The sequence below is a fragment of the Blautia sp. HCP3S3_C12 genome, from assembly GCF_052064155.1.
In the GTDB taxonomy this organism is placed as follows: Bacteria; Bacillota; Clostridia; order Lachnospirales; family Lachnospiraceae; genus Blautia_A.
In genome coordinates, this window is record NZ_JBQHWC010000017.1 from 17,599 (window position 1) to 40,042 (window position 22,444).

Annotated in this window: 22 protein-coding genes and 2 pseudogenes; 1 reads left to right on the plus strand and 23 read right to left on the minus strand. The window is 39.0% G+C overall.

Features of this window, described 5'->3' with window-relative positions; all coding sequences use genetic code 11:
* Positions 1–24: 24 nt before the first annotated feature.
* The 6 genes from ACTNDS_RS12660 to ACTNDS_RS12685 form a co-directional block, all read right to left on the minus strand.
* The gene (locus ACTNDS_RS12660; RefSeq protein WP_441036120.1) at positions 25–342 is read right to left on the minus strand and encodes a DUF3784 domain-containing protein; all 318 of its coding nucleotides are present in this window, start codon (positions 340–342) and stop codon (positions 25–27) included.
* Between the two features lie 607 nt (positions 343–949).
* The gene (locus ACTNDS_RS12665) at positions 950–2,146 is read right to left on the minus strand and encodes an IS200/IS605 family accessory protein TnpB-related protein (protein ID WP_441036121.1); all 1,197 of its coding nucleotides are present in this window, start codon (positions 2,144–2,146) and stop codon (positions 950–952) included.
* Between the two features lie 177 nt (positions 2,147–2,323).
* Positions 2,324–2,755 (minus strand): IS200/IS605 family transposase, encoded by a 432-nt coding sequence (gene tnpA / locus ACTNDS_RS12670; RefSeq protein WP_008703594.1) that lies wholly within the window; start codon positions 2,753–2,755, stop codon positions 2,324–2,326.
* 29 nt (positions 2,756–2,784) lie between these two features.
* Positions 2,785–3,135, minus strand: a complete 351-nt coding sequence (locus ACTNDS_RS12675) for a hypothetical protein (RefSeq protein WP_441036123.1) — start codon at positions 3,133–3,135, stop codon at positions 2,785–2,787.
* A 165-nt stretch (positions 3,136–3,300) separates the two neighbouring features.
* Positions 3,301–4,746: a DUF4367 domain-containing protein gene (locus ACTNDS_RS12680; RefSeq protein ID WP_390386331.1), complete on the minus strand. Its 1,446-nt coding sequence runs from the start codon at positions 4,744–4,746 to the stop codon at positions 3,301–3,303.
* Positions 4,743–5,231: a sigma-70 family RNA polymerase sigma factor gene (locus ACTNDS_RS12685; protein ID WP_118567189.1), complete on the minus strand. Its 489-nt coding sequence runs from the start codon at positions 5,229–5,231 to the stop codon at positions 4,743–4,745. Before ACTNDS_RS12685 ends, ACTNDS_RS12680 begins: the two co-directional genes overlap by 4 nt.
* A 234-nt stretch (positions 5,232–5,465) precedes the next feature.
* On the opposite strand from ACTNDS_RS12685, the pseudogene ACTNDS_RS12690 reads away from it, so the two are divergent.
* Positions 5,466–5,759 (plus strand): annotated as a pseudogene (locus ACTNDS_RS12690) (Fic family protein); the annotation flags it as partial.
* Between the two features lie 48 nt (positions 5,760–5,807).
* Here the strand turns inward: ACTNDS_RS12690 and ACTNDS_RS12695 are convergent.
* The 17 genes and pseudogenes from ACTNDS_RS12695 to ACTNDS_RS12775 form a co-directional block, all read right to left on the minus strand.
* Positions 5,808–7,559: a M56 family metallopeptidase gene (locus tag ACTNDS_RS12695; RefSeq protein WP_441036193.1), complete on the minus strand. Its 1,752-nt coding sequence runs from the start codon at positions 7,557–7,559 to the stop codon at positions 5,808–5,810.
* Positions 7,560–7,562: 3 nt separating this feature from the next.
* On the minus strand, positions 7,563–8,129 hold the full coding sequence (locus tag ACTNDS_RS12700) for a response regulator (protein ID WP_441036125.1): 567 nt from the start codon (positions 8,127–8,129) through the stop codon (positions 7,563–7,565).
* 137 nt (positions 8,130–8,266) lie between these two features.
* Positions 8,267–10,102 (minus strand): hypothetical protein, encoded by a 1,836-nt coding sequence (locus tag ACTNDS_RS12705; RefSeq protein WP_441036127.1) that lies wholly within the window; start codon positions 10,100–10,102, stop codon positions 8,267–8,269.
* 6 nt (positions 10,103–10,108) lie between these two features.
* Positions 10,109–10,600 carry a sigma-70 family RNA polymerase sigma factor gene (locus ACTNDS_RS12710; RefSeq protein WP_025577142.1) on the minus strand — a complete coding sequence of 164 codons (492 nt, stop codon included), beginning with the start codon at positions 10,598–10,600 and terminating at the stop codon, positions 10,109–10,111.
* A gap of 283 nt (positions 10,601–10,883) precedes the next feature.
* Positions 10,884–11,324: a hypothetical protein gene (locus ACTNDS_RS12715; RefSeq protein WP_441036128.1), complete on the minus strand. Its 441-nt coding sequence runs from the start codon at positions 11,322–11,324 to the stop codon at positions 10,884–10,886.
* Between the two features lie 295 nt (positions 11,325–11,619).
* Complete coding sequence (locus tag ACTNDS_RS12720) at positions 11,620–13,158, minus strand: L,D-transpeptidase family protein (RefSeq protein WP_441036129.1); 1,539 nt, start codon at positions 13,156–13,158, stop codon at positions 11,620–11,622.
* Positions 13,159–13,185: 27 nt separating this feature from the next.
* A complete protein-coding gene (locus ACTNDS_RS12725) occupies positions 13,186–14,613 on the minus strand; it encodes a DUF4179 domain-containing protein (RefSeq protein ID WP_441036131.1) in 1,428 nt (475 codons plus the stop codon).
* The gene (locus ACTNDS_RS12730; RefSeq protein WP_008703676.1) at positions 14,613–15,131 is read right to left on the minus strand and encodes an RNA polymerase sigma factor; all 519 of its coding nucleotides are present in this window, start codon (positions 15,129–15,131) and stop codon (positions 14,613–14,615) included. Before ACTNDS_RS12730 ends, ACTNDS_RS12725 begins: the two co-directional genes overlap by 1 nt.
* Before the next feature lie 404 nt (positions 15,132–15,535).
* Positions 15,536–16,552, minus strand: a complete 1,017-nt coding sequence (locus ACTNDS_RS12735) for a glycosyl hydrolase family 95 catalytic domain-containing protein (protein ID WP_441036133.1) — start codon at positions 16,550–16,552, stop codon at positions 15,536–15,538.
* A 6-nt stretch (positions 16,553–16,558) separates the two neighbouring features.
* Complete coding sequence (locus ACTNDS_RS12740; protein WP_441036134.1) at positions 16,559–16,822, minus strand: hypothetical protein; 264 nt, start codon at positions 16,820–16,822, stop codon at positions 16,559–16,561.
* An 8-nt stretch (positions 16,823–16,830) separates the two neighbouring features.
* On the minus strand, positions 16,831–17,181 hold the full coding sequence (locus tag ACTNDS_RS12745) for a HEPN domain-containing protein (RefSeq protein WP_441036136.1): 351 nt from the start codon (positions 17,179–17,181) through the stop codon (positions 16,831–16,833).
* Positions 17,171–17,512: a nucleotidyltransferase domain-containing protein gene (locus ACTNDS_RS12750; protein WP_441036138.1), complete on the minus strand. Its 342-nt coding sequence runs from the start codon at positions 17,510–17,512 to the stop codon at positions 17,171–17,173. The genes ACTNDS_RS12745 and ACTNDS_RS12750 overlap by 11 nt, the downstream gene beginning before the upstream one ends.
* A gap of 216 nt (positions 17,513–17,728) precedes the next feature.
* Positions 17,729–18,496: a zinc ribbon domain-containing protein gene (locus ACTNDS_RS12755; protein ID WP_441036140.1), complete on the minus strand. Its 768-nt coding sequence runs from the start codon at positions 18,494–18,496 to the stop codon at positions 17,729–17,731.
* 124 nt (positions 18,497–18,620) lie between these two features.
* Positions 18,621–19,037 carry a helix-turn-helix domain-containing protein gene (locus ACTNDS_RS12760; protein ID WP_118331114.1) on the minus strand — a complete coding sequence of 139 codons (417 nt, stop codon included), beginning with the start codon at positions 19,035–19,037 and terminating at the stop codon, positions 18,621–18,623.
* Positions 19,030–20,196 (minus strand): acyltransferase family protein, encoded by a 1,167-nt coding sequence (locus ACTNDS_RS12765; protein ID WP_441036142.1) that lies wholly within the window; start codon positions 20,194–20,196, stop codon positions 19,030–19,032. The genes ACTNDS_RS12760 and ACTNDS_RS12765 overlap by 8 nt, the downstream gene beginning before the upstream one ends.
* 418 nt (positions 20,197–20,614) lie before the next feature.
* Positions 20,615–20,719 (minus strand): annotated as a pseudogene (locus ACTNDS_RS12770) (ParA family protein); the annotation flags it as partial.
* 427 nt (positions 20,720–21,146) lie between these two features.
* Positions 21,147–22,403: a tyrosine-type recombinase/integrase gene (locus ACTNDS_RS12775; RefSeq protein WP_441036144.1), complete on the minus strand. Its 1,257-nt coding sequence runs from the start codon at positions 22,401–22,403 to the stop codon at positions 21,147–21,149.
* Positions 22,404–22,444 lie beyond the last annotated feature (41 nt).

Here is a 22,444-nt window from a genome sequence, read left to right on the forward strand (position 1 = left end):
TGTCTTTCGCCTAAATGTTCTTTTTTATTTTTCTCGTTTCTTACGTTCTTTCATCAATAAAACAAATTGAACTGTCCATATTACCCATGCTGCCAGACACCCAACTCCACTATATAAAAAATCTATGGCTGCCCCGGCTACAAATGGCAGTGCCATCCACATCATCCGATTTCCATATACTCTGCACATTTCTTTTTCATCATACTGTTTTCGTTCTTCCTTAGATTTCATATTATAGCCAGACAAAAATGCAGCGGCCTTTCCATTTGATTTTACAAAGCAGATTCCGAATAAAAACATAATCACTGCCATTCCCAAATCAAAGATAACACAGATTATCATTGCAGACACCTCACTTCCCGCTCTGGCTATCAAATAAAAAAAGCCAAACACAACAGTAAAACTTATTATGTTTGGCTAGGTCAACTTGTTATTTTTTTATCACTTCTTATGGTTGTATTATACTATATATTTCTCTATAGTAAAACAATTTTTTATATTATTTTTTATTTTAATATTATATTTCTACTATCATCAATTTTTCAGATATTTTCAACGCATAAACAATGCTATTAGCTACAATATTTCTGGAAAATTCATCATAGGTTTGTGTTGCCACAAAGAAACGTTGGCTCTGAAATCAAAGCCGCCGTTCCAAATTGTCTGCTTTTTTCTTTTGCCGTCATGCGGCAGATAATCAATTCATTCTATTTTGAATTTCTTTTATGCTACCTGATGTCTGCAATAGGAATGAATCGCCAAGAATGTAAACACAAATAAGTGGATCTCACATGACTAAAGTCACATGCTCCTCAGCCGCTTTAAGCGACAAGGCTAAATATCGGCGGATACGCCTGTAACTTAGGATATGCGCAGTCATGCGCTTTTTTCCATGCCAGATATGGCAGGTTCCCACACCACAGGTAGTCCGCTGTATATCTGCCTGTGTTTATGCTGCTCTTAAGAGTTCCATTTCTAAAAATAGTTCTCTTAAGTCCGCATATACACATGAGATCCTACGCTTTACTGAAGGGACTTTTGCCTCCAGCAAAGACCTTTCCGTTACCGGAATGGGTTTTAAAAGTTCCCGTATAAAATATCTTGCTCCAATATTATAGGACGCTGAAAGATCACAGTTATATCTTTTTCCATTCTGGAATGTACATAAACTGTGATTGCCCGGATCGCGGACAACTGTTCCTGACCCATCATAGGCAAGCCTGCTGGTATTCCATGCACAGATTCTGGAAATCCGCATCCCTCTGCGATGCGCCTGATGTTCACATCTTTTCTGGATATCTCTTTTTCTCCACAGATGCAGCTTCTGTTTCTTTCTTCCGGATATCTTTCCTTTTATTTCCAGATACTCAAACACAATCACATCCACATGGTTTTCTTCTGCATATCCTGTGACTGCACCTGCAATCTTTCTTCCAAGTTCTGTGTTAAGACGCTTCGCGTAGGCCCATCTGCTTTTCACCTGTGCAGAACCATGTTTCCTCTGGAACCTGCTTATTCGTCCCAACACACGGTACATCCGGTCTTTTTCACTGGGAAAATCAATAAACTTTCTTCCCAGGACAGTTCCATCTGCCCGCATAATGGTACAGACTGCATCCGTATTGAGTCCTAAATCCACACTGCAGATGATCTGTTCTTTTACAGGTGTCTTTGTAAGCGGCACTTCTTCCGTATAAGAAAAACGCAGGAAGTATTTACGATGCCTTTTTTCCAGCACGGGTGCTGCAGCTTTTTTTCCTGCCCAGTTCTTTCTTAGATATTCCATATCTGTATGGCTGAGGCTGACCCGGAACCATTTCCAGTCATGACCATCATAAAGTTTCAGGCACGCTCCATCTTTTTCTTCTGTATCCTCACGATACATCACATCTCGGTAGAATACCGGCATGGCATGATTATCACACACCAGCTTCGGCCTGCCACCTTTCTGATCCGTTTTTTTCCACAGTTCCATCCTTGTCTTATATGAGGATACACTTCCCAGGGCATGCTGGATAGCCGCCCTTCTGAGATAAGAAGGCATCTTTGGAAAACGCAGGTCAAAATCAAACCTTGCCTGGTTCTTTTTGGTGGTATGTACCAGATGTTCTGCCGTGTTGAAACGTTTTTTAGGTTCTGTGATCACTGCCAGTTCATCCCATATCTGGGCATAGATCTCAATCAGACAACTGACCGCAGAACGATAAATATCCAGTGTCTGGCGGATCGGGATATTTTATTTTCGCAATTCTACACCATAACTGGATACTGTCCTCATCTTTTTTCCTCTTTCTTACAAATATAAAAAACGGATTCTTTCAGGTTACTGTTTTTCTTTTTGCCCCTCGATATAAGAACATACCTGTTCCCTGCTCCTGTCACTCACCGTTACTGCACAATAAGATGGATTCCACAGATGCCCTCCCCAAAGCTCTTTCTTCAGTTCTGGATGCGCAAGAAACATCTGCCGGGCAATGTTCCCCTTCATGATCTTGATCATATCAGAGATATAAAACTGTGGTCTGCAGTCTACAAGCAGATGGATATGATCCGGCATAACCTCCATAGCCAGAATCTGAAATTTATATTCTTCTGCAAGATCACAGAGCATTTCTTTGCATTCTGCATCAATACCATCTTTTAAAACCTTTTTCCGATATTTTGTGCACCATACCAGATGGTACTGTAGGGAATACACATATCCTCTACCATATGAAAGTTCATTATTATTGATATTAAACATATTTTTCTCCATGTTTATATTATATCATATGCAAGAAGTGTTTACAAACATTTGTTCTGCTCGTTTTTTAAAAAAAGTGCGCCTAACTCATCACTAAAGTAACGAGAATGCGATGCACAGTTATTCAATTCCTGCCGAAATCCATACGGTGTCCAGAAACTCATTCCACCGATATTCAGATAATTGAAATCTGCAAGCTGAGAAAGGAAATTGTTCTGCATACCAATTCCGGCAGATGGAAGTATGGTAGAGAGCCATGTTGCTCCCATCGCCACATAAGCAAAAAGCGGCATGAGAAGAACTACAATAGAGATCAGCAAAACTGTCAATGTGTCTTTACATTTTGCAGACAGGAACAACGTACAGCTAACCGTTACTAATACAGAAAGCAAGCCCGCTGCTGCTAGAATTATCTGCAACTGCCCCAGATTGATGTTTGGCAGGTTAATGGTAGAGTATAGCATCTGGAATGATGTTTTTAAGCAATCCGTCCCGAACGCTACATCTAAAAGAAGCTGCCCACTACGGACAGCCTCTTCTCTATAATAAGTTTTTCATTACTGATATATGTCCACCAATCCTGTTTTTAACATTGAATCTGAAAACTCATATGCAGCTCCATCACCGTTAAGATTCAGATACATATTATTCAAGTCATTCTCATTTACGATCCATGCCATATTCACCTGTATACTCTCACCAGGTTTTAATGAAGAAATATAGTTTCCTCCATTTCCATAATCCTCTGATATACTGTTGTATGTCATTTCAGCTGTACGTGCAACACCATCCCATATAACACGATCGTAGTCATCTCCGGACTGTTCTGTCGGATCGTAAATTTGATATGATCCATCTTCATGGTCCATCAACAGCAATGTACCAATATAAAGCATATGGTTAATTTCTTCATCTGACTTATTGGTATAAGTAACTGTCGCATAGACGAGCTTTTGTTTCACACTTTCTGTTTTTACAATCTCATCCACTGAATCAATGCCATTACCGGACTTAATATAAGATAGCGTATTATTTACTAAATTTCCATCAGTTCCAACTGCATCAGCCCATTCTTCCGGCACATTATTCTGACCAAGCAGCTGCAGATTGTCCTCCACCTGAACAGCATCAACACAAACTGAAATTTTATCATTTTCAATATAGTTGCCATCTCTGTCTTCACCAGATGCTGATATATCAAACACTTCACCAATCTGATGCATTAGCAATTTATTATCTGCAATAGAAGTCATCACTGCTTCTCCCGATGATTCTTCAGGGGATACCATTTCGCTCCACGTATACAAACCAGCGGTTTCAATCATTGTATCATTTTCAGTGATTACAAGGTTTTCTACCACTTTAATGGCATCCTCTTTTGAAATATCATCACCGATATAAACAGTAATTACACGATATACATCTGGGCAAAGAAGGTAAATCCTTTGATTAAAAGATCCATCCTCTGCCAGATCATTATATTTAAGATATACACCTTCATAATTGCCAAAAGTTCGTTCCTCACAGTCAACAACATTCTTATCTTGCATTACTTTGCTCAAATCATCCTCGTCTAAAAGCACAGATGCAAAGCTGAATCCTCCGGTTCGATCATGCTCAGGATATTCCAGATGAAATTCATCAATCCATTCCATACCTTCTGGAATATATCCTGCTGAGATATCTATATCATGAATTTTTTCAGGAAGATTAATTTTCCCTGTGCTGCCATCCGCCTTAATTCCCGTTACGATACTGTAGGCTCCTTGTTTTTCTAAAAACATATGATATAATTTGGCACCTGCATAGACTATGGTCGATGTAGCCAATACACATACGGTTATTGCTGCAGCCACTCTGGCACCTGTCCATTTTTTCACTCTCCTTGTCTGAATGTTAACCACCTTCGTGTCCTGAAGCTGTTTTTTCACTTCGCTTTGGATCATCGTGTGGATGAACTCCGGAGTTTCAGGAATATTTTTTTTCATATCTTCTAACCTCATACTGTCAGCTCCTCACTTTCCTGTAAATTACGCTTAAGCTTTCCCCGTGCTCTGGCAAGTCTTTTTTGAACTGCTCCCTCGGTTATCTCAAGAATCTGCGCAATCTCTTTTATGTTGAAATCCTCAATATAGTACAGAATAACTGGCATTCGTAATTCTTCTTTCAAAGAATTTACGGCTCTGTACAAGTCACTGTAGTCAGTTTTCTGATCTGTCTCAATTTCTGTCATTTCACTCATACCTTCCAAAGAAACAAGTTTACTCGACTTTCTCAAAAGAGTATAACACTCATTGATCAATATACGAATCAACCAAGTCTTGGCATATTTGTCATTTCTCAAAGTTCCAATCTTTGAAAATGCCTTAACTATCGTTTCCTGAATAGCATCCGCACAATCTTGATCGTTAATTAAAATTGTTTTGGCAGTAGAATACAATTGTCTCTCTGAATTGAGAATCAACGTCCCTAATTCTTCTTTGGTCACTTTAACACCACCTTCTTTAGCCGGCCGGCAATTTTCATTTACATAAATTAGACGTACAGTTTTTCAAAATATCCCCAAATAAACTTTATTTTTTTAATAATAGAAGAAATAAATCTTTCCCCTCTGTTGACATGATACACCTGTCTTACTTCTTACCCATATACAATTGTGAAGGCTTTTTCCAACGTCGGTACATTAAAAAACGATAACTATGCCCGGACCTGGTTAATCCGTATCTTAATCAACGAATGTTACAGCCTTGTGCGTAAATCCAGTAAATTTATCCCATTGGAAAATCTGGCTGACAGACAGGAACCGGAATCATCAACGGTATCCAAACAGATTTTGGCTTTTTGCACAACACCAAAATCAAAGAAAAAGCTTGCAGTATTTTGTGGCTTCAAAGATTTAAGAAACTTCACTTTGAAGCATATCAATCCGTTTTTAGAATCCGGGAAATTAGAAATGATTATTCCCGATAAACCTAAAAGTCGCAATCAAAAACATATTACGGTTCATTTTCAATAAACAAAGGAGCAGGGCATTGGGTAGCAACTCCCATTGTCCTGCTTCTTTTCATTCTGTATAGATGTTCCCATTCTCATCCGTCCAGGTACCGTCACCATTGTCTGTGTATCCGACCCCCTCTGCGTCACGATAATAATAATCTCCGTTTGTTGTTTCTTTTACATTAACAGTACCGTTACTGCCCTGGAGTTCATGCTGTTCCAGTTGGTTTCCGGAATAATAATCTTCGTCATTCCAGGTACGATATGAATTTCCATTGGCATCTGCCCAGTTTCCATCTCCCTGATAACTGTATCGGCTCCCATAATCATCAGAATAGGTCCCATCTCCGTTATCGTAAAGAACTCTGGATTCTTCATCTCCTCCATCCGGTGCTACAATTGATGCTACACCGGAGGCAGTACTGAATCCACTGGTATATGGTACGCCTGCTGGCAGACTCTCATAAGATGAAACAGACCCGTTGTTGTCAGAGGTAATTCCATCATCGGTCGTTTCACTTACCTGTCCGCTGTTTTCCATGGCAGGTTCATCATTTGTTTCCGCATCCGCTTTTTCCTCTTCGTCTACAGAATCCTCTGTATCTGTATTCTCTGTCACTCCTCCTTCGTCCTGTGTTTCAGCAGTTTTCTGCATAGTTACCATTTCAGAAAACGGTGCATAATCCGGTACATTATTTTTCTCTGGATCTGCATTTTTTTCAATACCAGACTTCTCCGTCTCTACTGAAACTGTATCTGTCCCGGCAGAAACATTAAATACCAGATTACCGCCTGCAAGTAGCAGCGTCACAAGAATTCCCGGAAGAATTCCTTTGCGGAGTTTCCGAATGTTCACCATATACAGAATCCGATCTTTAAACACCATTTCGCTGTCATTAAGACTTGCTGTCACATATGGAATCTGATTTTCCATGGCCACTGTCCTGAGAAGCAGCTGTCGATATAATTTATGTTCCTCTTTATTAACTCTGCGAACAACTGCTGCATCACACAGATTCTCAATATCCTTATCCGCTTCTTTCAGCATGATAAGAAGAAAGGGATTGAACCAGTATATCGATGCACAGATTCGAAGGATCATCTTATACCAGAGATCCCGATGGCAATAATGTGTAAGTTCATGGTAAAAGATAAGTTTTCTTTCTTCTGCTGAATACCCAGTTGCTGGTAGATACAATTTTGTATGTAAAAGTCCTGCAAGAAGCGGTGTGGTAAGACCTGCGTTTTGCCTGAGTTCCGGTATTCTGCGTACGTGCTTCTTTTGACAAGCTGCACGGTACATCTGAATACTCACCGTATCACTTACCTGTAGACTCATCCGTTCCAGATTCCTTATAGAAAAATAATATGCCAGCAATTCTCCTGTCAGTTTAAGTACCGCTACGCTCAGCCAGACAGCAGCAAAAATCACAGCCACAATTCCCAGCCATTTATCTGATTCGTACCTGACAGTTCTCTTTTGTTCCGGGATTTCTGTCAGATTTTTCATGTCATTGCTCGCAGATGATACGGTTTCTGTTATCTTCTGACTTTCCTCTGGTCTGACTGCGTAATTCGTTATCTTCGGGTTTTGCGTATTCTGTTGACTGCTTCTAAGTACTTTGAAATCCACCAGTGCCAGATTCTCCGGAAGGCGCACCGGAACACAAAGGCTTATCGTAATCAACAGCCAGATAAAGTACTTCCATCTCGCTGATACACGTCCTTTAAACAGAGTCGCAAGCACTTTTACCAGTAAAATTACTACTGCTGCAATAATATTCAGTTTCAGAATGTGCAGAATGAAAACCTCCGTAATTCGCTATTCCTCCCTGTCCTCCAGGTTCTTAAGAAATTCACTGAGATCCTGGACTTCTTCCGAGCTGATCTTCTTTCCATGATAAAGTGAAGTTACAAACTTTTTTAGTGAATTCCCATAAAGTTTCTCAAGAACACTCTGGCTTTCATGTGCCTGATAATCTGACTGCGAAACCAAGGGTGTATACAGATTCATTTTCAACGCTTTACTCTTGTCTTCTGCAAAGGCATTTGCTGTCATGGCTATAATCACAACAGCAGATGCATCACTTCTGTTCATTGTACGTATTTCTCTGGTAGCTTCCAGGCCATCCATAACTGGCATCATAATATCCATCAGAATTACATTGACCTCACCAACACCTGATTTTGCAAATGCTTCAACAGCCTCCTTGTCGTTTGAAGCCCTTATAATTACTGCTCCTGCATTTGTCAGAAGGAATTCCGCAATTTCCATGTTCAATTCATTGTCTTCGGCCAAAAGGATTCTCATACCTTCAATTGATACATCGTCTTCCCGGCATTCTGCCTGCTTCATATCAGCAAAAATAAGGAATGGAAGCTGTACCATGAATACTCTTCATTTTTACTTTTGCCAGTTTTATTTCCGGTACTCCTTCAGAAATGGGCATAAAAAGCGCCATAGGTTTTCGATACCTATGGCGTGTAAATAATTTTCTACTCTGCAGATATCTTGTTTATGATTGTCTACCATCCGAATGCGTCCCGGATCAAAGCTCCGGTTTCTCCGTCTATATAAAACAATTCCTGTTCTTCTGGTGAATCCTTCCATTGGTAAGGACAGCAAAAACTCCATACAGGCCTGTAAACAAGTCCATCTGCGGTTTCATCAATATAATATTTCAGGCAGATTTTCGTAACTGGAATCGTGATTGGTTCTGTTTTCTCCGTCGTGTCCTCTTCCGTAAAAAATCCGATTTTTCCTTCTTTTACATATTGTTCCACCGATTTCATAATTTCTTCCATGGGAAGCATAGTAACTGTTTCTTTCTCTTTCACCTGAAGCGGGATTGGTATTTTGAAATAGCAGTCTTCAGGCTTGAGACCAAATCCTGTGCTTCCCTGATAATGATACTGAGAAAGTCCACCTGCCGGTATTCCATTCAACAGAACTTCTATGTCGTAATAATCATATCCTTCCGTCATGTCGCTAATTGGTTTTCTTACAGAAGTTCCAGATAAATCAGCTTTGGAAAACAGTTGATTTATAATATTTAATTTCTCATCTTCCGTATTCTCGCCTAAAAATCCCAGATCTTTTTCACTTAATCCATCACACTCTATCATCCCATCCGAAATAAATAACTGCAGTCCTTTTTCTTTATTTTCCCAGACCGTTTCATCTGTTACAGATTTTTCCCATCCATCTTTCCCGCCAAACCAGGAGCAGATGTCTTTCTCTGATATATTGCATTTTTTCAGAACTCCCTTTGAAACGTCATCAGTATTTCCGGTAATATCAGCTTCTATTGTAAGGGTTCCTGATTTCCCTGACAGAGAAGCTGTTACATGGTTTTCCTTTACCTGTAACATTGTTTTCTCCGGATCATATTTTTCATTTACACTCGTAGTATTTGACGAACTATCCAAATCTGTTGTGTTCTGCGTACTCTCACCCGAAGATGGTTCTATTCCGGTGTCAGCAGCCTGCAATTTCCCTTCTTTTCTATATTTTTCAATGATATCCCTTACTTCATCCTTTAATGGAAGGGTTAACGTAAGAGTCTGAGGCGTATATCCTCTGTAAACGTCCTCCGCAGGAAGTGCATAAGAAATCCTTCCCTCTGAATCTGTAAAAGAACCAATTTTAAAAATCTTTTCGTAAGCTTCAGTGTCTTTCCAGATATAATAAATTTTACCGTCATAAACAGGATATGCCTGAATAGTCATGGAAAGTTCTACTTCAGAATCTTCATTTAATATTTTCTCAATCAAAGCGTCATCATACAAAGTAATATGCCCATAATAAAGATCTTCTCCTTCTATTTTATTTAAAGAAGCCAGTGCATCTTTTCCATTCACCGTTGCATGATCACGGCAAGTGATCATATAATTCTTTGCCTCATTGGAAGGTTCTCCCACAAAACTTAAACCGCCGCCATCAAAATACGCTTCTTTAACAGTCAACATGGACTGATTCCAATCGACCGCCTCGGGAGTTATTGGATAAGAAGTAATATTTTCCACATTTTCTGCAGTTGACTCAGGTTCTGTGACAACCATTTGAGCTGCCTCCTGTTCAGCGACACCCTGTTGTTCAAGTTCTTTATACAGTCGTCCGATATTTGTTGCAAGTACACCAGTACTAACTCCTAATATAGCAGCTACTGGAAGAAGAATCCGAATTATTTTTTTCTTATTTCCTGAATTTTTCGTTCTTTCTCCATCTGTTTTTTTACTTAAAGCCCCCGTTGTTTTCTCGTCTGGGGAATTTAAAATTCCACTCAGAACATCTTCCATGGCTTTATCAATATTTTCCGGTATTGCAGTTTCTTCTTTTAAAATCCTTCTGATTTCCCTCATATAGTCTCACCTCCTGATCACCTTTTTTAATTTTGCTCTTGCCCGGGAAAGTTTGGTTGATACGGTATTGCTGTTCATTTCAAGAAGGGCACTGATTTCCTTAACTGAAAACTCATCAAAATAATAGAGTTCCACGATTTTCCTACTTTCTTCATCCAGGCATAAAAGCAATTGTTTCCATTCACAGAGATTCAGTTCTTCACAATGTACACCTTCTGCAAAATCATCCAGTTCTGCTGCATGGTTCTTTTGGCGGAGAATGTCCTTGCACTCATTTATAAGGATCCGCATCAGCCAGGTTTTAAAATACTTCGGTTCTCTCAATCTCTGTATATTTTCATAGCAGGATAGGATTGTATTTTGCAGGGCATCTGCAATGTCCTGCTCATCCCGAAGATAAATCCAGGCAGTTTTATACAGGCTCTGCTTATTCATCCGGATTAATCTGACAAATGCTTCTTTATCTCCATTTTTAGCCTCTGTTATTAAAGCATCCATAACGTACCTCCTTTTCTTCTTATAATTATTAGACTTGAAAAACAGCCATTTGCTTTCAAGAAAAAAATTTTATAAAAAACGCCATAGGTTTTCGATACCTATGGCGTGTAGATATAGGGAAAAGCTGCCTTTTTTATCGGCAGTGGAATGTTTTCTGTGTTTGTGCCAGATCGTCCAAATCATATGAGTGAATTCCTAACGCTTCTAAATCCATTATCCATTCCTGAACTTCATATCCCAAAATATCTGCGAATATTTTTTTCAATATTCTTCGTCTTATCAATTATCTTGTATATGATTCGGTGTCTTTTCCGTCATATACAAATACTTTTATATCCGTATTTTCACCAACATCAGCATGAATACCTACCGTGTGTTCTTCATCTGTAACGTTCAGAAAAGAATAGCAGCCACCCGCAGGAATACTGCCAGATACGAGTTCCTGTTTTCCTTCGCAGAGCAGATGCACAATAATGTCAAAATCGTTTCTGTTCTGAACCGTCAACACGCCTGTTTTGGATAAAATTTTTGCATCGGAATATGTAATTACATAAGAATCAGGCGTTGACTCTTCCGCACAGGTTACAGAACAATCCCATTGTATCGCTGCATTTGCTTTTCGACAGGTTTCTGAAGACTTATATATTGAAAACATAATCATTGTACTTATAACAACAATACTAATAATGACCAACACTATTGTCACTTTTTTCTTCACGACCATCACCTCCACACACAGTTCAATTTGTTACCCATATGATATCATATCTTTTCTTCAATTACATTACCTAATTTTAATACACAGCCATTCGACTTGCTATTACTTTGTTTTCTTCCATGTATAAAATCGCGGATTTGAATATATTTCCCGGTCACAATCTTTTAAAAGATCCTGAAAAAGTTTTGCCCACATCACAGGCATTTTTTAATTCTTTAAAAATGAGGTCTTCTTTTCCAAAACAAATATCCGGCGGATTGAAAACATATTAATTAAAGCCGTCTGGCAGAATAATATAGAATTAGTAAAAACAAATTATCGGGACATCATACTGAATAAGACTATAAAGTTGCCCGGCATTTTCCGGGGAAAGATTGATGCATCCATGAGAACCACCTGTAAGATATCTGTCACCACCAAAGTACGGCTGCCAGTCTGCATCATGAAAGCCAATTCCTCCATTGAATGGCATCCAGTACGTTACCGGCTGTTCATAAGAATAGGTTCCATTTGCTGTCATTTCACCTCGCAGCACAGACGGACTGCTCTTTGAATCCAGTGTGAATATTCCAGGAGGTGTTTTTCTATCCGGATCACCTGGCAGTCCGGATACGATTTCTGATTGAAAAATAATATTCCCATTCTGATAATACCACATATACTGCTCTGTAAGATCTACCTCTATATATGTATCTCCGAGATCATTGATCCCATGTGCATTTGCTCTCATAGAATATACCGGTTCCCTGGTTGTCTGGGTTCCTGATTGAATTTCCTGCATGAGCTGTGCTGCTTCCTTGTCCTGATCAATCTTCCATCCATAGGCTGAGCCATATACATACACAGTCCTTCCGCTTGTGGTCTCAAATTGTCTTTCAGTGCCAACTGTATCATGATCTGCTGCAAGCTGTGCCACATAATCCACTACATGCTGCCTGAAGGCTCCATCATCCGGAAGCAGCTGCCCTTTCTCGTCAAACTGCAGCCAGTTTTTGATGGTATTCCCGTCAAGTGTTACCATTTCATCTCCAAATGTATATGTGATATTTGCTTTTGCCAGGCTATTATACGTATTTACCATATTCTGAAGTTCTGAACTATCTCTCGTCACATCTGCTTCCTTATAAGCCTTTGGATTGCTTCCCAGATCTACATCTGCCGCCTCATTATCAATTGCTCCGCTTATCATCTGATAAGCTTCCTTGGCATTTAATTCACTGCCTTCTGTCTCTGGCACAATAGTAAATTCTGAATTAGAAAAACTTACATACGCATTTTCCGGTGCTATCTGATTCTCTTTTTTGGCACAATTTAGTGAACTTACCTGTTCCTCCAGCTTTTCCCGACTGAAAACAGTCTCTTCTTGAACCATATAATTTTTCGTTTCAAAAAAACCTCTGATCCATTCCCATGGTTTCTGAGTTTTCAGCAACTGAAGGATTTCCCCGCTGGATACATATTGATAATCAATGTCTTTCCCTGTGATAGTCTGAGGTTCCTGCATCCTTGCACTTACCTGAATAACATAGTTATCCTTTTTCCCTGCAATCTCCTGCTCAACTTCATAAGCTGTCTTATTTGAACTGTCAATTCCATTGATGGTCGTACCCAAAAAGAAGTGATATGAGTAATAATAAGATATACCTGCATACACACAACAGCTCATAACCCAAATCATCACTATAAGCATTACAACTATTTTCATAATTTTGTTTTTCTTTTTGTCTGAAGATACAGTAGATCTGAATTCAGACTTGTCTATCGGCACATAAGTAATTGTTCCGGGTCTTGCCGATTTTGAAGTTCTTATTGATTGCCCCATCACTTCTTTTTGTCTCATATCTTATTCATCTTTCTTTTATATCAACTAGTTTTTTACATTGTCATTGTCAAAATGCAATGTCTTATGGTACTTCGCATTCTCCTCCAGAAGTTTTTTCCATTTTTGTCCATCCTCTTTCGTAGGATTATCAAAATTCTGCTGACCTTTCAATTCATCCATATACTGGACATAATCCAGAAAATAAATGTCTACCGTAGAAATATCTCTGTCCTGAATTGCGAAGTTATTACAGTTTCCAGTAGACTCATTGTACGGAAGTGTGTTTCCATTGGCATCAAGAGCTACCATAAAGCAATCACTGTTGGAACCTTCCTTATAAAGTTCATTTACCGTCAATTCATATGGAGTACGAATCACCGATTTAAGTCCAATACCTGCATCGTTTGTATCATTGAGTTCCAATACTTCTGTCTGGGAATCATCTACCGTAACCGGGATATCGAAGCTCCAGTCACCTTCATATTTGTAGTAGCCAGCATCCCTTCCATATTTTTTCTCATCCTCTTCTGACCACTGATAGTTTGCTTCCAGTCCTCTTACCTTCGTAATATCCAGATGCAGGTTAAAGGTATCTGGAATATCAATATCTTTAATGTACTTCTGATATTCTCCACCACGTTCAGACAATTTATTGATAAACTCTTCCAGCAGCGCATAACCTTCATCCGTCTGATCATCTAAGTCCGCCTGAGTTATTCCCATCTCATCCATTACCTGCTGTGTCATTTCATTGTATTTCTCATTATATTCCGTATAATCTTTTGCGGCTTCAGCCAAATCATAACGGAAAATACATGCATAGGTGTTATCATCCAGAAATTTTCCTTCCACTTGACCGTCAATTACCGGGCTAGCCTCTGAATTAAAGTCCACACCCCCTGTCATATCCAGATCAATGACTGGTGTTCCACTTTCCGCCCCAGTTTCTGTTTCTGGGAACGGTTTATCACTTTTAAACTGCATAGTCACATAAATTGCCTGGCTGTTTGCATATACCTCAGAACATGTAATTGTCAGCCCATCTGCTGTCTTAGTGTAAATAGTATCATTATTGGCATGATCTGTCTTGGCTCCATCTGTTTCACTGCTGTCTGTCTTCGTTCCATCAACAGCTTCCAAAGTTGTTGCATGATCTGAAAAGTCACCAAAGAAACTCACATTATCCTGTAAAATTTCAAAGAGTCCTCCTACAACCGGGATATTCTTTGCCATTACCGGATTGATTGCACAGAATACAAATCCTACTGCCAGTACCGCTGCCATTCCTCCTGCTATCCTGCCTCCACTTTTCATCCAATGATATGGATCCTTTGATGCTTTTTTCTGTAAAACAGCGTTATTTTCAATCAAACGATATGCCTGATTAATATGTTCATGCACGATTTCCGGCATTTCTATATCCTTTTGAAGTTTTTTCTGGAAGTCTTTCTCATTATAATTTAAAGTCATCATTAGGCACGTCCCTCCTTAACCTTATATCCATACATCTCTGCAATCTGTTTTCTGCCACGATAAAGACGAGATTTTACAGTGCTTTCCTTCATATCCAGAATGTCACTGATTTCCCGGATACCAAATCCTTCCATATAGTATAGAAGAACAACCAAGCGGTATTTACTGTCCAATGGCTCTAAGGCCTGGATCCATTCCATTGCTGCATATTTTTCTTCGTGAAAAGGCGTTTCCGGCATCTGATCCGTATAAGTAACCAGCTTTTTCTTCTGTATCATGTCCTTGCACTTATTGATCAGAATTCGGATCATCCATGTCTTGAAATATCTGTTCTGTTTCAGACTTTTCAAATTTTCATAGCAGGAAAGAATCGTATCCTGTATTGCATCCGCAACATCTTCATCATTTTTCAGATATGCCGCTGCAACCTTGTACATACTCTGTACATTCTCATCTATAAGCCGACAAAAAGCATCTTTATCGCCTTTCTTTGCTTTTCGTATCAAAATCTCATTCATTGTCGTCTCCCTTCTCCTATATCAGACCGGTCATCAGGAAATATTGTATAAAAGCTTTTCTTTATGTGCTTCTACTTATTAGACGTGCAAACTCCCAAAAAAGTTGCAATTTATTTTAACAATCTCAGAAAATCCCCAAAAGATTAGTTTGAACGCTTCCATGCTTTTCATGATTATCAGTCAAGGTGCTATAAAATATTCCAGGTACTAAAAACAGCCGTACCATGTGTTTTTACATGATACGGCTGTCAATTATTACAGGCCCTAAGGACAGGTCAAGCAAAAATCATGTCCTCTGTCCCATCAGGTTTTATAAATATTATTTTCAAAATTCCATTACATTCCAGCGTTACTTTCTGCTCATGGGAAGAACAGAGGCGAACCCTGTGTATCCTGCCCTCTCTTCATTCGAAATCAACTGTGATGTCACCCTGTGCCTTCATTCCCCGGACTTTTCCATCCTTCCATTCATCCGGAAGTGCCGGAAGTAACAGGATATACCCTTTCCTGCTCTGGATAAGCATCTCTGCAACTGCAGCTGCAAAGCCAAAGTTCCCATCGATCTGGAATGGCGGGTGTGCACACAGCATGTTGGGATAAATGCCGCCTCCCACACAGGAGATATTTTCCTCCCTGGTATAACGGAGCTGGTTTTTCAAAAGCCCCAGTGCATGTTCCCCGTCCCGGAGTCTGGCCCAGAGGCATGCCTTCCATGCCATGCACCATCCGGTTCCTTCGTCCCCGCGCCTTTCCAGTGACACCCGGCAGGCTTCCAGAAGTTCCGGGGTGTTTTCTGTGATCAGGCTTCCGGGATAAAGGCCATACAGATGGGATACATGGCGGTGATGGATCTCTGTTTCCGAATAATCCAGGAACCATTCTTGGATCTGTCCAAAGCTTCCCGTCTTAAATGGCGGCAGTTTTGAAAGTACCCGTTTTACATCCGCTGTCTCTCCCTCTATATCCAGGATGTTACAGATTTTCAGGTAATACCCAAACAATTCTTTCAGGATGCTGATATCCATGGTGGATGCCATTCCCACACTGTGGGATTTTCCATCTCCTCCACAGAAACGGTTCTCCGGGGAAGTGGAAGGTCCGGTAACATAGTATCCCCCATACGGGAACAGGAACCCAAGATAGAACTTTACGGCTCCCTCGATCACCGGATATGCCCTGTCTTTCAGGAAATCCAGGTCTTCTGTATAGCAGTAATGTTCCCAGATATGCCCAAGGTCAGCATGACCGTTTTTATTCAGCTTTGAACTGCCGTCACCGGACCATAAAGTATCAAGATTCAATTTAAGCGTTTCATTTTCCAGACGGCCATAGGACATCACTCCAAGAGTTCCGTTTCCCAGCGGCAGTGCCTCATTCCAGGCTTCTGCCGGGCTTTTGTAGCTCAATATCCAATGGTCCATTCTTTTTTATCCTTTCACTGCTCCTGCTGTCATTCCTTCGATTACCCACTTCTGTGCAAAAATGTAGACAAGGATAACTGTCAGGGATACAAGAACAACGTCCGCACATACCAGATTCCAGCTATGGCTGTACTGTCCGTAGAAATTATATACTGAAAGCGGAAGCGTCCATTTAGATGATGAATTCAGCAAGTACATTGGAATCTGAAGTTCATTCCATACCCACATGAAACTCAGAATACCAGTGGTTGCAAGTACCGGTTTCAGCAATGGCAGGATTACTGTGATAAATAATCTTCTCTTGTCGCTATATAAAAATCATCATAATCACTGGCATGACGGATTTCTTCTGATTCAACAATTTTCTTTCCAAGCTTTCTCGGAAAAATCTCCGTTTTTACATAATTCTTATTGAAATTCGCCAGAGCATCTTTATGTCTTTTATACGCATTACCATCCAGCGCATGCACAGCTGATATTGCATGGTAAATCCCATAATATGCCCGGTTATTTGCTCCACGGAATTCTTTAGCTGCCAAAAGGATTTCGGCTGCCTTAATATCACTTTTAGAGGTTTCAATACGATACAGTACCAAATCTTTCTGCGTTCCCTTTTCATTAGGCTGCATCAAACAGTTTCACCCCTTCTTTCTTTACATTCGCATAAAATGGGTATACATCAACCCAGTTCTGGAAATGCTGTTGGCTTTTTGCTATCGGTTTAATATCAAGGTCATGATCCATATTGAAATCAAAAGTTTCTCCTGACAATTCATGGCGATACTGTTTAATATCTATGTCTGACAAGTCCAGGAGAATTATTATATCTATATCAGAATCTGCCTTATAATCTCCCCTTGCATAGGATCCATATAAAATTACTGTCTTTAAATGACTTCCATATATCTTCCGTAATATTTCGGTATACTGATCCAACAATATTTTTATTGTTACCGGCATAATGTTTTCTCCTTTCCTGCTTCGATACTTTTTTCTTTATTATAACCGAACCACCATATCTTTTCTACTGCTTTCTCACACTGTAAATTCATATTTTTCCCGCATTTGTCACAAGATTGTCACAGACTCCTGCCAATATGCCCGGAAAAGCGCGTATTTACGGCATTCTTTCAAAATTAATATCAAGCATTTTCTTTTTGCATATATCATCTTATATTATCTCTTTTTATAAATCAACAGCTCTGGATTTTCACCATCCTTCTCATATGTACATACCAGAATAAAATCCATACTTGCCAAAATACCGAAGCACCTATCTCCTCCAAATTCAGACTCCAGTTGATTCCCCAGATAGGTTTTCTGATCATCAAGGAATTTCACTTTTTGTCCATTAGGCAGAGTATATTCCAGATTCACATATTTCCCCACAAGTGCATTTAGCTTGTCTACTCTTGGAAGTCCGTCGATATGCAGATCATTTATTTCGTTTATCAATTGCATTTTAAACTCTTCAAACTGCCCATTGTCACTAAGTTCATCATATCTTTTCCAGTAATCTAACTTTGGAAGCATTTCCTTCAAATAAGAGCGTGCCTGTTCTTCTGTAAAGTTTTCATTTACCATATTCTTTACACACACATCAATCAATTCATCCATATCATTATATGTGTATGTTCCATCTGCATAGCACCATTTACAATACTCCTCATTTAATGTACCATCTTTATCACGTCCCAAGATAGAATCATCATCAATTGGCATCCCGCAACACTGGCAGATCAGCTTTCTGGGTTCTCCCAAAAGCGTATTGATGGAGACACCAAACTCTTTTGATAGAAGTCTAAGTGTATCAGTATTCGGGACTGTGTCTCCATTTTCCCAACGGGATACTGCCTGTCTCGTCACCATAACTTTATTTGCCAGCTCGTCCTGTGACATTCCTCTTTCTGTTCTAAGTTTAAGAATTATCTTTTTTGTTTCCATAGTCGTCACCTCCGTTATCTTTATCATATCGATAAATCTGCAGTCTGAAAAGCAACCTGCTGTTGCCATAATCTATTGTATTGCAATATCTGTGTGGCAACAACCTACGTAAAGTAAAGTGTTCTTATTCATTTCCGTTTAATATTTCCATTAGTCTTTTTTCTTTGATAATAGCAATTCCCTGACTTTCATCACCCAGTATGATCAGATTATCACCTGGCTGAATATCAAATATTTTTCTTGCTTTTGCCGGTATCACAATCTGACCTTTCTCTCCCACTTTCGTGATTCCAAAAACATGCTTTCCCTTTGGTGGTACACCCAGGCCAAGATTATTGCTGTTTTCTCTGTCATAATTTACCAGTTCATCCAGACTTACATCCAATACTTCTGCCAGGAGCTTACACCTCTCAATATCAGGTAAGGATTCTCCTGTTTCGTATTTTGAAAGTGTCTGTCTGCTTACACCAATCTTTTCAGCCAATTCATCCTGTGAAAAGCCATGCATTTTACGTACGGATACAAGGTTATCTTTAAACATGTTTTTTCTCCTTTTTCAGACCTAATACACACCAGCGGATAATCGGTATTCTACTGATGATTTCATATAAAAGCAATGCACCTGCAAATGCACTGATTCCCACGACTATATATACAATACCTGCCGAAAGTTCTGAAGCAAAACACCTCAGGTAATAAGCTACACAAGCTAATGAAAGATAATGAAAAACATAAATTCCCCAGGATTTTTTTGACATCCATCTTGATACTTTGTTTTCTGAATTTCCATATTTTTTCATAAATGCCAAAATTGCAAGAATTGAAAACCAACAATAAATACAGGCAGGCAGATTATTAAGCACAGGCTCTACCGCATAATTTTCACCAAAATAATATATCGTGTAGAATATTCCTGTTGCACCAGCTGCGATCAGAAAAATCCCCCACCATTTACTTAAACGCTCAACAACCTCATCATGTGAAAAAATAAAATAACCTGTAAAAAAACAAAACCCGTAAATTCCAAACCGGTACACAGTTACTATCGGGGTATTAAGAACTTGTGAGAATCCATATACAAAGACAGTTAACAAAACCAGCAGCCATACTGGTGTTTTTTCTCCTTTTTTCCAGATACGATCCATTTCAATTTTTCTCACTAATAGCAGAAGCATCGAAAAAATCCATAACACCTGTATATACCAAAGAACACCGATTCCTGATATAGCCATGATCACATACCGAACTATTCCTGGAACTGACTCAAAACTTTCAAAAGCACCGCTGATTTTCATATTATAATATCCCAGTATCCATTGAAATACAAAAAGTCCGACGGTGGAAGGAACCAACAACTTGCGTGTTTTATCTCGGATAAATTCTTTTAAATTATGCTTTTCCAGATAATATCTGACTGTCATACCAGACACCGTATATAACAAAGCCATCATCCAGGGATATACTAGATATTGGAGAGTATCCTGCAGCTGTTGTTCTTTAAACGGACCAATTACTCCAAACAGCTGGACACCATTGTACATATAAATCACGTGATAAATTACAACAATGCAAACCGTAATCCAGCGAATATTATCCAAATATATTCTTCTTGTGTTATCCATACTTTTCCCACCTTTGCAATTATTTTTAACATATTTTAGCATAAAAAGAGTGGTCTTACGACCAACTTTCCTTAACATTTTCTACTGATTTTTGTTAAAAATCATTGCATTATGCTATACTTTCGTTTACAGCTTATTTTCATAATGTCTGTATAACGCTCCCTTAATCATTCCAAGATTCCCTGCAATCTGACTACACTATTTATAAACCGTATGATTGGAATGATTTCATGGAATTAACAAAAAAATCCCTATAACCGATAAAAGCCGGGAATACAATCATCTTCTCTGCATATTAGACCGGGGAATTGATGATATGGAAGCTGGTCGTGAATTGCCACTGGAAGATGCTTTTCGCAAAATCACAGAATTAAAGGATGCACGAAGAAATGCAAGAATATAAAATTATTTTAACCCCCAGATACCTTGTACCCTGATAAGTCAGTATTCCTTTTTCTCCTTCCTTCAACTCTCTAAATGATTGATTATCAAAATTATATGCAGCTTCCACTGGAATCAATACATAATCAGCAGCCACCAGTGCATTAATCGTTACCATCCCCAGTGACGGCATACAGTCGATCAATATATAATCATATTTATGCATTATTTACGAGGATTACTATAATAAAATCGCTGATAACTTGAGTAAACTTCGCTGAAGATTACATGCCTATACTTTTACTCATTTTGTACTCAACTAATTGCATTTTTTGATGATTTTCAGTGATGCCTGAAGATAATTTAGACTTTTTTGAAAAAAATAGAGAAAAAAAGCCCTGAAAATCTTATAATCACTTCTAAAACATAGTGTTTATAAGACTCTCAGGGCCTATAAATACTTAAATCTAAATAGAAAATTAATCTTTACAGATTATTTACCCATCTGCTTAGCGAAGTTTCGCATTGCATTTCTTTATGTAACGAACATTTTGCCCGTATTTATCGCATTTTTCGAACATAATCAAATAAACTTAACCCCGCATTTCCTATCAAGTTTACTCAATTACGTTGAGTACAAGTCCCTTTCACATAATGCCCAGTAAAGCCTCATACTCGTGCGTTTCTTTATTGTTGTTATTCTTTAAAAAATCTCCCACACGTTCCGCTTCTTTTGTCTTCATATCATCTAAAACGTGTGTATAGGACACTGTTGTATTATAATTTGCATGCCCCATAATTTCCTGTACCGTTCTCGGTGTCATTCCTTTTTCAAAGCAACGTGTAGCAAATGTGTGACGCAGTGCATGAGGATGAATTCTTTCAATATGTTTCGGAATTCCCCCGTTATACAGTGCTTCTGTGCGGAGCATATCATTAATCTGACTTGTTACATACCGCATATCACTTTCAACACTGTATCTTCCGATTGGAGAACCCATTGAAGTGAGAAACACTAAATTGCCAAGTTCCTCCGGCTGTCTCCAACGTGTCCCCAATTCTGCACGTTTTCTATTCACTTTCTCATACTGCTTTTCAAGGATAGTTTTTGTCTCTCCGAAAAAAGGTACTTTTCTGACTGAATTTTCAGTTTTAGGAGAAGTCAGTTTCATTGTCTTTGTACCATTTTCATACTGATAAGACAATGTTCTCTTTACATAGATGAATTTATTGGCAAAATCAATATCCTCCCACTGCAATCCACCTACTTCACCAACCCTCAGACCAGTAAGCAACATAAACTGATACATTTCTTCATACCAGCTATTCGTTCTTGCAAGATAGTCCAGAAAAATCTGCTGTTCTTCAACTGTCAAAACACGTCTTTCCACTTTCTCACATTTTGGTATCACAACACCCAACACTGGATTAAGTGTCATTAAGCCATTCGCAATAGCTGCTTCAACACAATTCTGAAGAATACCTGTTGCGTCTTTTACCGACTTTGATGATCTTCCTGCTTCCAACATATCTGCTATCGCTGTCTGAACATGAAGCTGACGAATATCAGCCAAAGCTTTAGAACCGATGCGGACACCATAGTAGTTGACAAATTTCCTTTTGTATGAAGCCGATCCGCCATCCTTCAAAATGGGAGCCTTATACTTTGAATACCATTCTTCAAACCATTCATTTAAAGTAATGGATTTGCCATCCATTCCCGGCATTAGATTACTTCTCTTTACCTCGTCGATAGCAATGGCCAGTCTCTTTTTCAGTTCTTTTAATTTCCAATCATACAATACTATCGGATGACCTTCAATCTGGGCTCTCCCCATGTATCTTCCATCCGGTCTTTGGGATAAGCCTTTTCCTAACTCTTTCCCCTTTAAATCCTTACCCATAATTTTCATCCTTTCACAATTGTGTTCCACAATTACAGAAG

Coding starts and splice junctions, on each gene's coding strand:
- ACTNDS_RS12660 (WP_441036120.1), bottom strand. CDS start 342: ATGATAATCTGTGTTATCTTTGATTTGGGAATGGCAGTGATTATGTTT.
- tnpA (WP_008703594.1), bottom strand. CDS start 2,755: ATGGAGAAAAATATGTTTAATATCAATAATAATGAACTTTCATATGGT.
- ACTNDS_RS12680 (WP_390386331.1), bottom strand. CDS start 4,746: ATGAGGTTAGAAGATATGAAAAAAAATATTCCTGAAACTCCGGAGTTC.
- ACTNDS_RS12700 (WP_441036125.1), bottom strand. CDS start 8,129: ATGGTACAGCTTCCATTCCTTATTTTTGCTGATATGAAGCAGGCAGAA.
- ACTNDS_RS12705 (WP_441036127.1), bottom strand. CDS start 10,102: ATGAGGGAAATCAGAAGGATTTTAAAAGAAGAAACTGCAATACCGGAA.
- ACTNDS_RS12710 (WP_025577142.1), bottom strand. CDS start 10,600: ATGGATGCTTTAATAACAGAGGCTAAAAATGGAGATAAAGAAGCATTT.
- ACTNDS_RS12715 (WP_441036128.1), bottom strand. CDS start 11,324: ATGGTCGTGAAGAAAAAAGTGACAATAGTGTTGGTCATTATTAGTATT.
- ACTNDS_RS12720 (WP_441036129.1), bottom strand. CDS start 13,158: ATGAGACAAAAAGAAGTGATGGGGCAATCAATAAGAACTTCAAAATCG.
- ACTNDS_RS12725 (WP_441036131.1), bottom strand. CDS start 14,613: ATGATGACTTTAAATTATAATGAGAAAGACTTCCAGAAAAAACTTCAA.
- ACTNDS_RS12730 (WP_008703676.1), bottom strand. CDS start 15,131: ATGAATGAGATTTTGATACGAAAAGCAAAGAAAGGCGATAAAGATGCT.
- ACTNDS_RS12735 (WP_441036133.1), bottom strand. CDS start 16,552: ATGGACCATTGGATATTGAGCTACAAAAGCCCGGCAGAAGCCTGGAAT.
- ACTNDS_RS12745 (WP_441036136.1), bottom strand. CDS start 17,181: ATGCAGCCTAATGAAAAGGGAACGCAGAAAGATTTGGTACTGTATCGT.
- ACTNDS_RS12750 (WP_441036138.1), bottom strand. CDS start 17,512: ATGCCGGTAACAATAAAAATATTGTTGGATCAGTATACCGAAATATTA.
- ACTNDS_RS12755 (WP_441036140.1), bottom strand. CDS start 18,496: ATGGAAACAAAAAAGATAATTCTTAAACTTAGAACAGAAAGAGGAATG.
- ACTNDS_RS12760 (WP_118331114.1), bottom strand. CDS start 19,037: ATGTTTAAAGATAACCTTGTATCCGTACGTAAAATGCATGGCTTTTCA.
- ACTNDS_RS12765 (WP_441036142.1), bottom strand. CDS start 20,196: ATGTTAAGGAAAGTTGGTCGTAAGACCACTCTTTTTATGCTAAAATAT.
- ACTNDS_RS12775 (WP_441036144.1), bottom strand. CDS start 22,403: ATGGGTAAGGATTTAAAGGGGAAAGAGTTAGGAAAAGGCTTATCCCAA.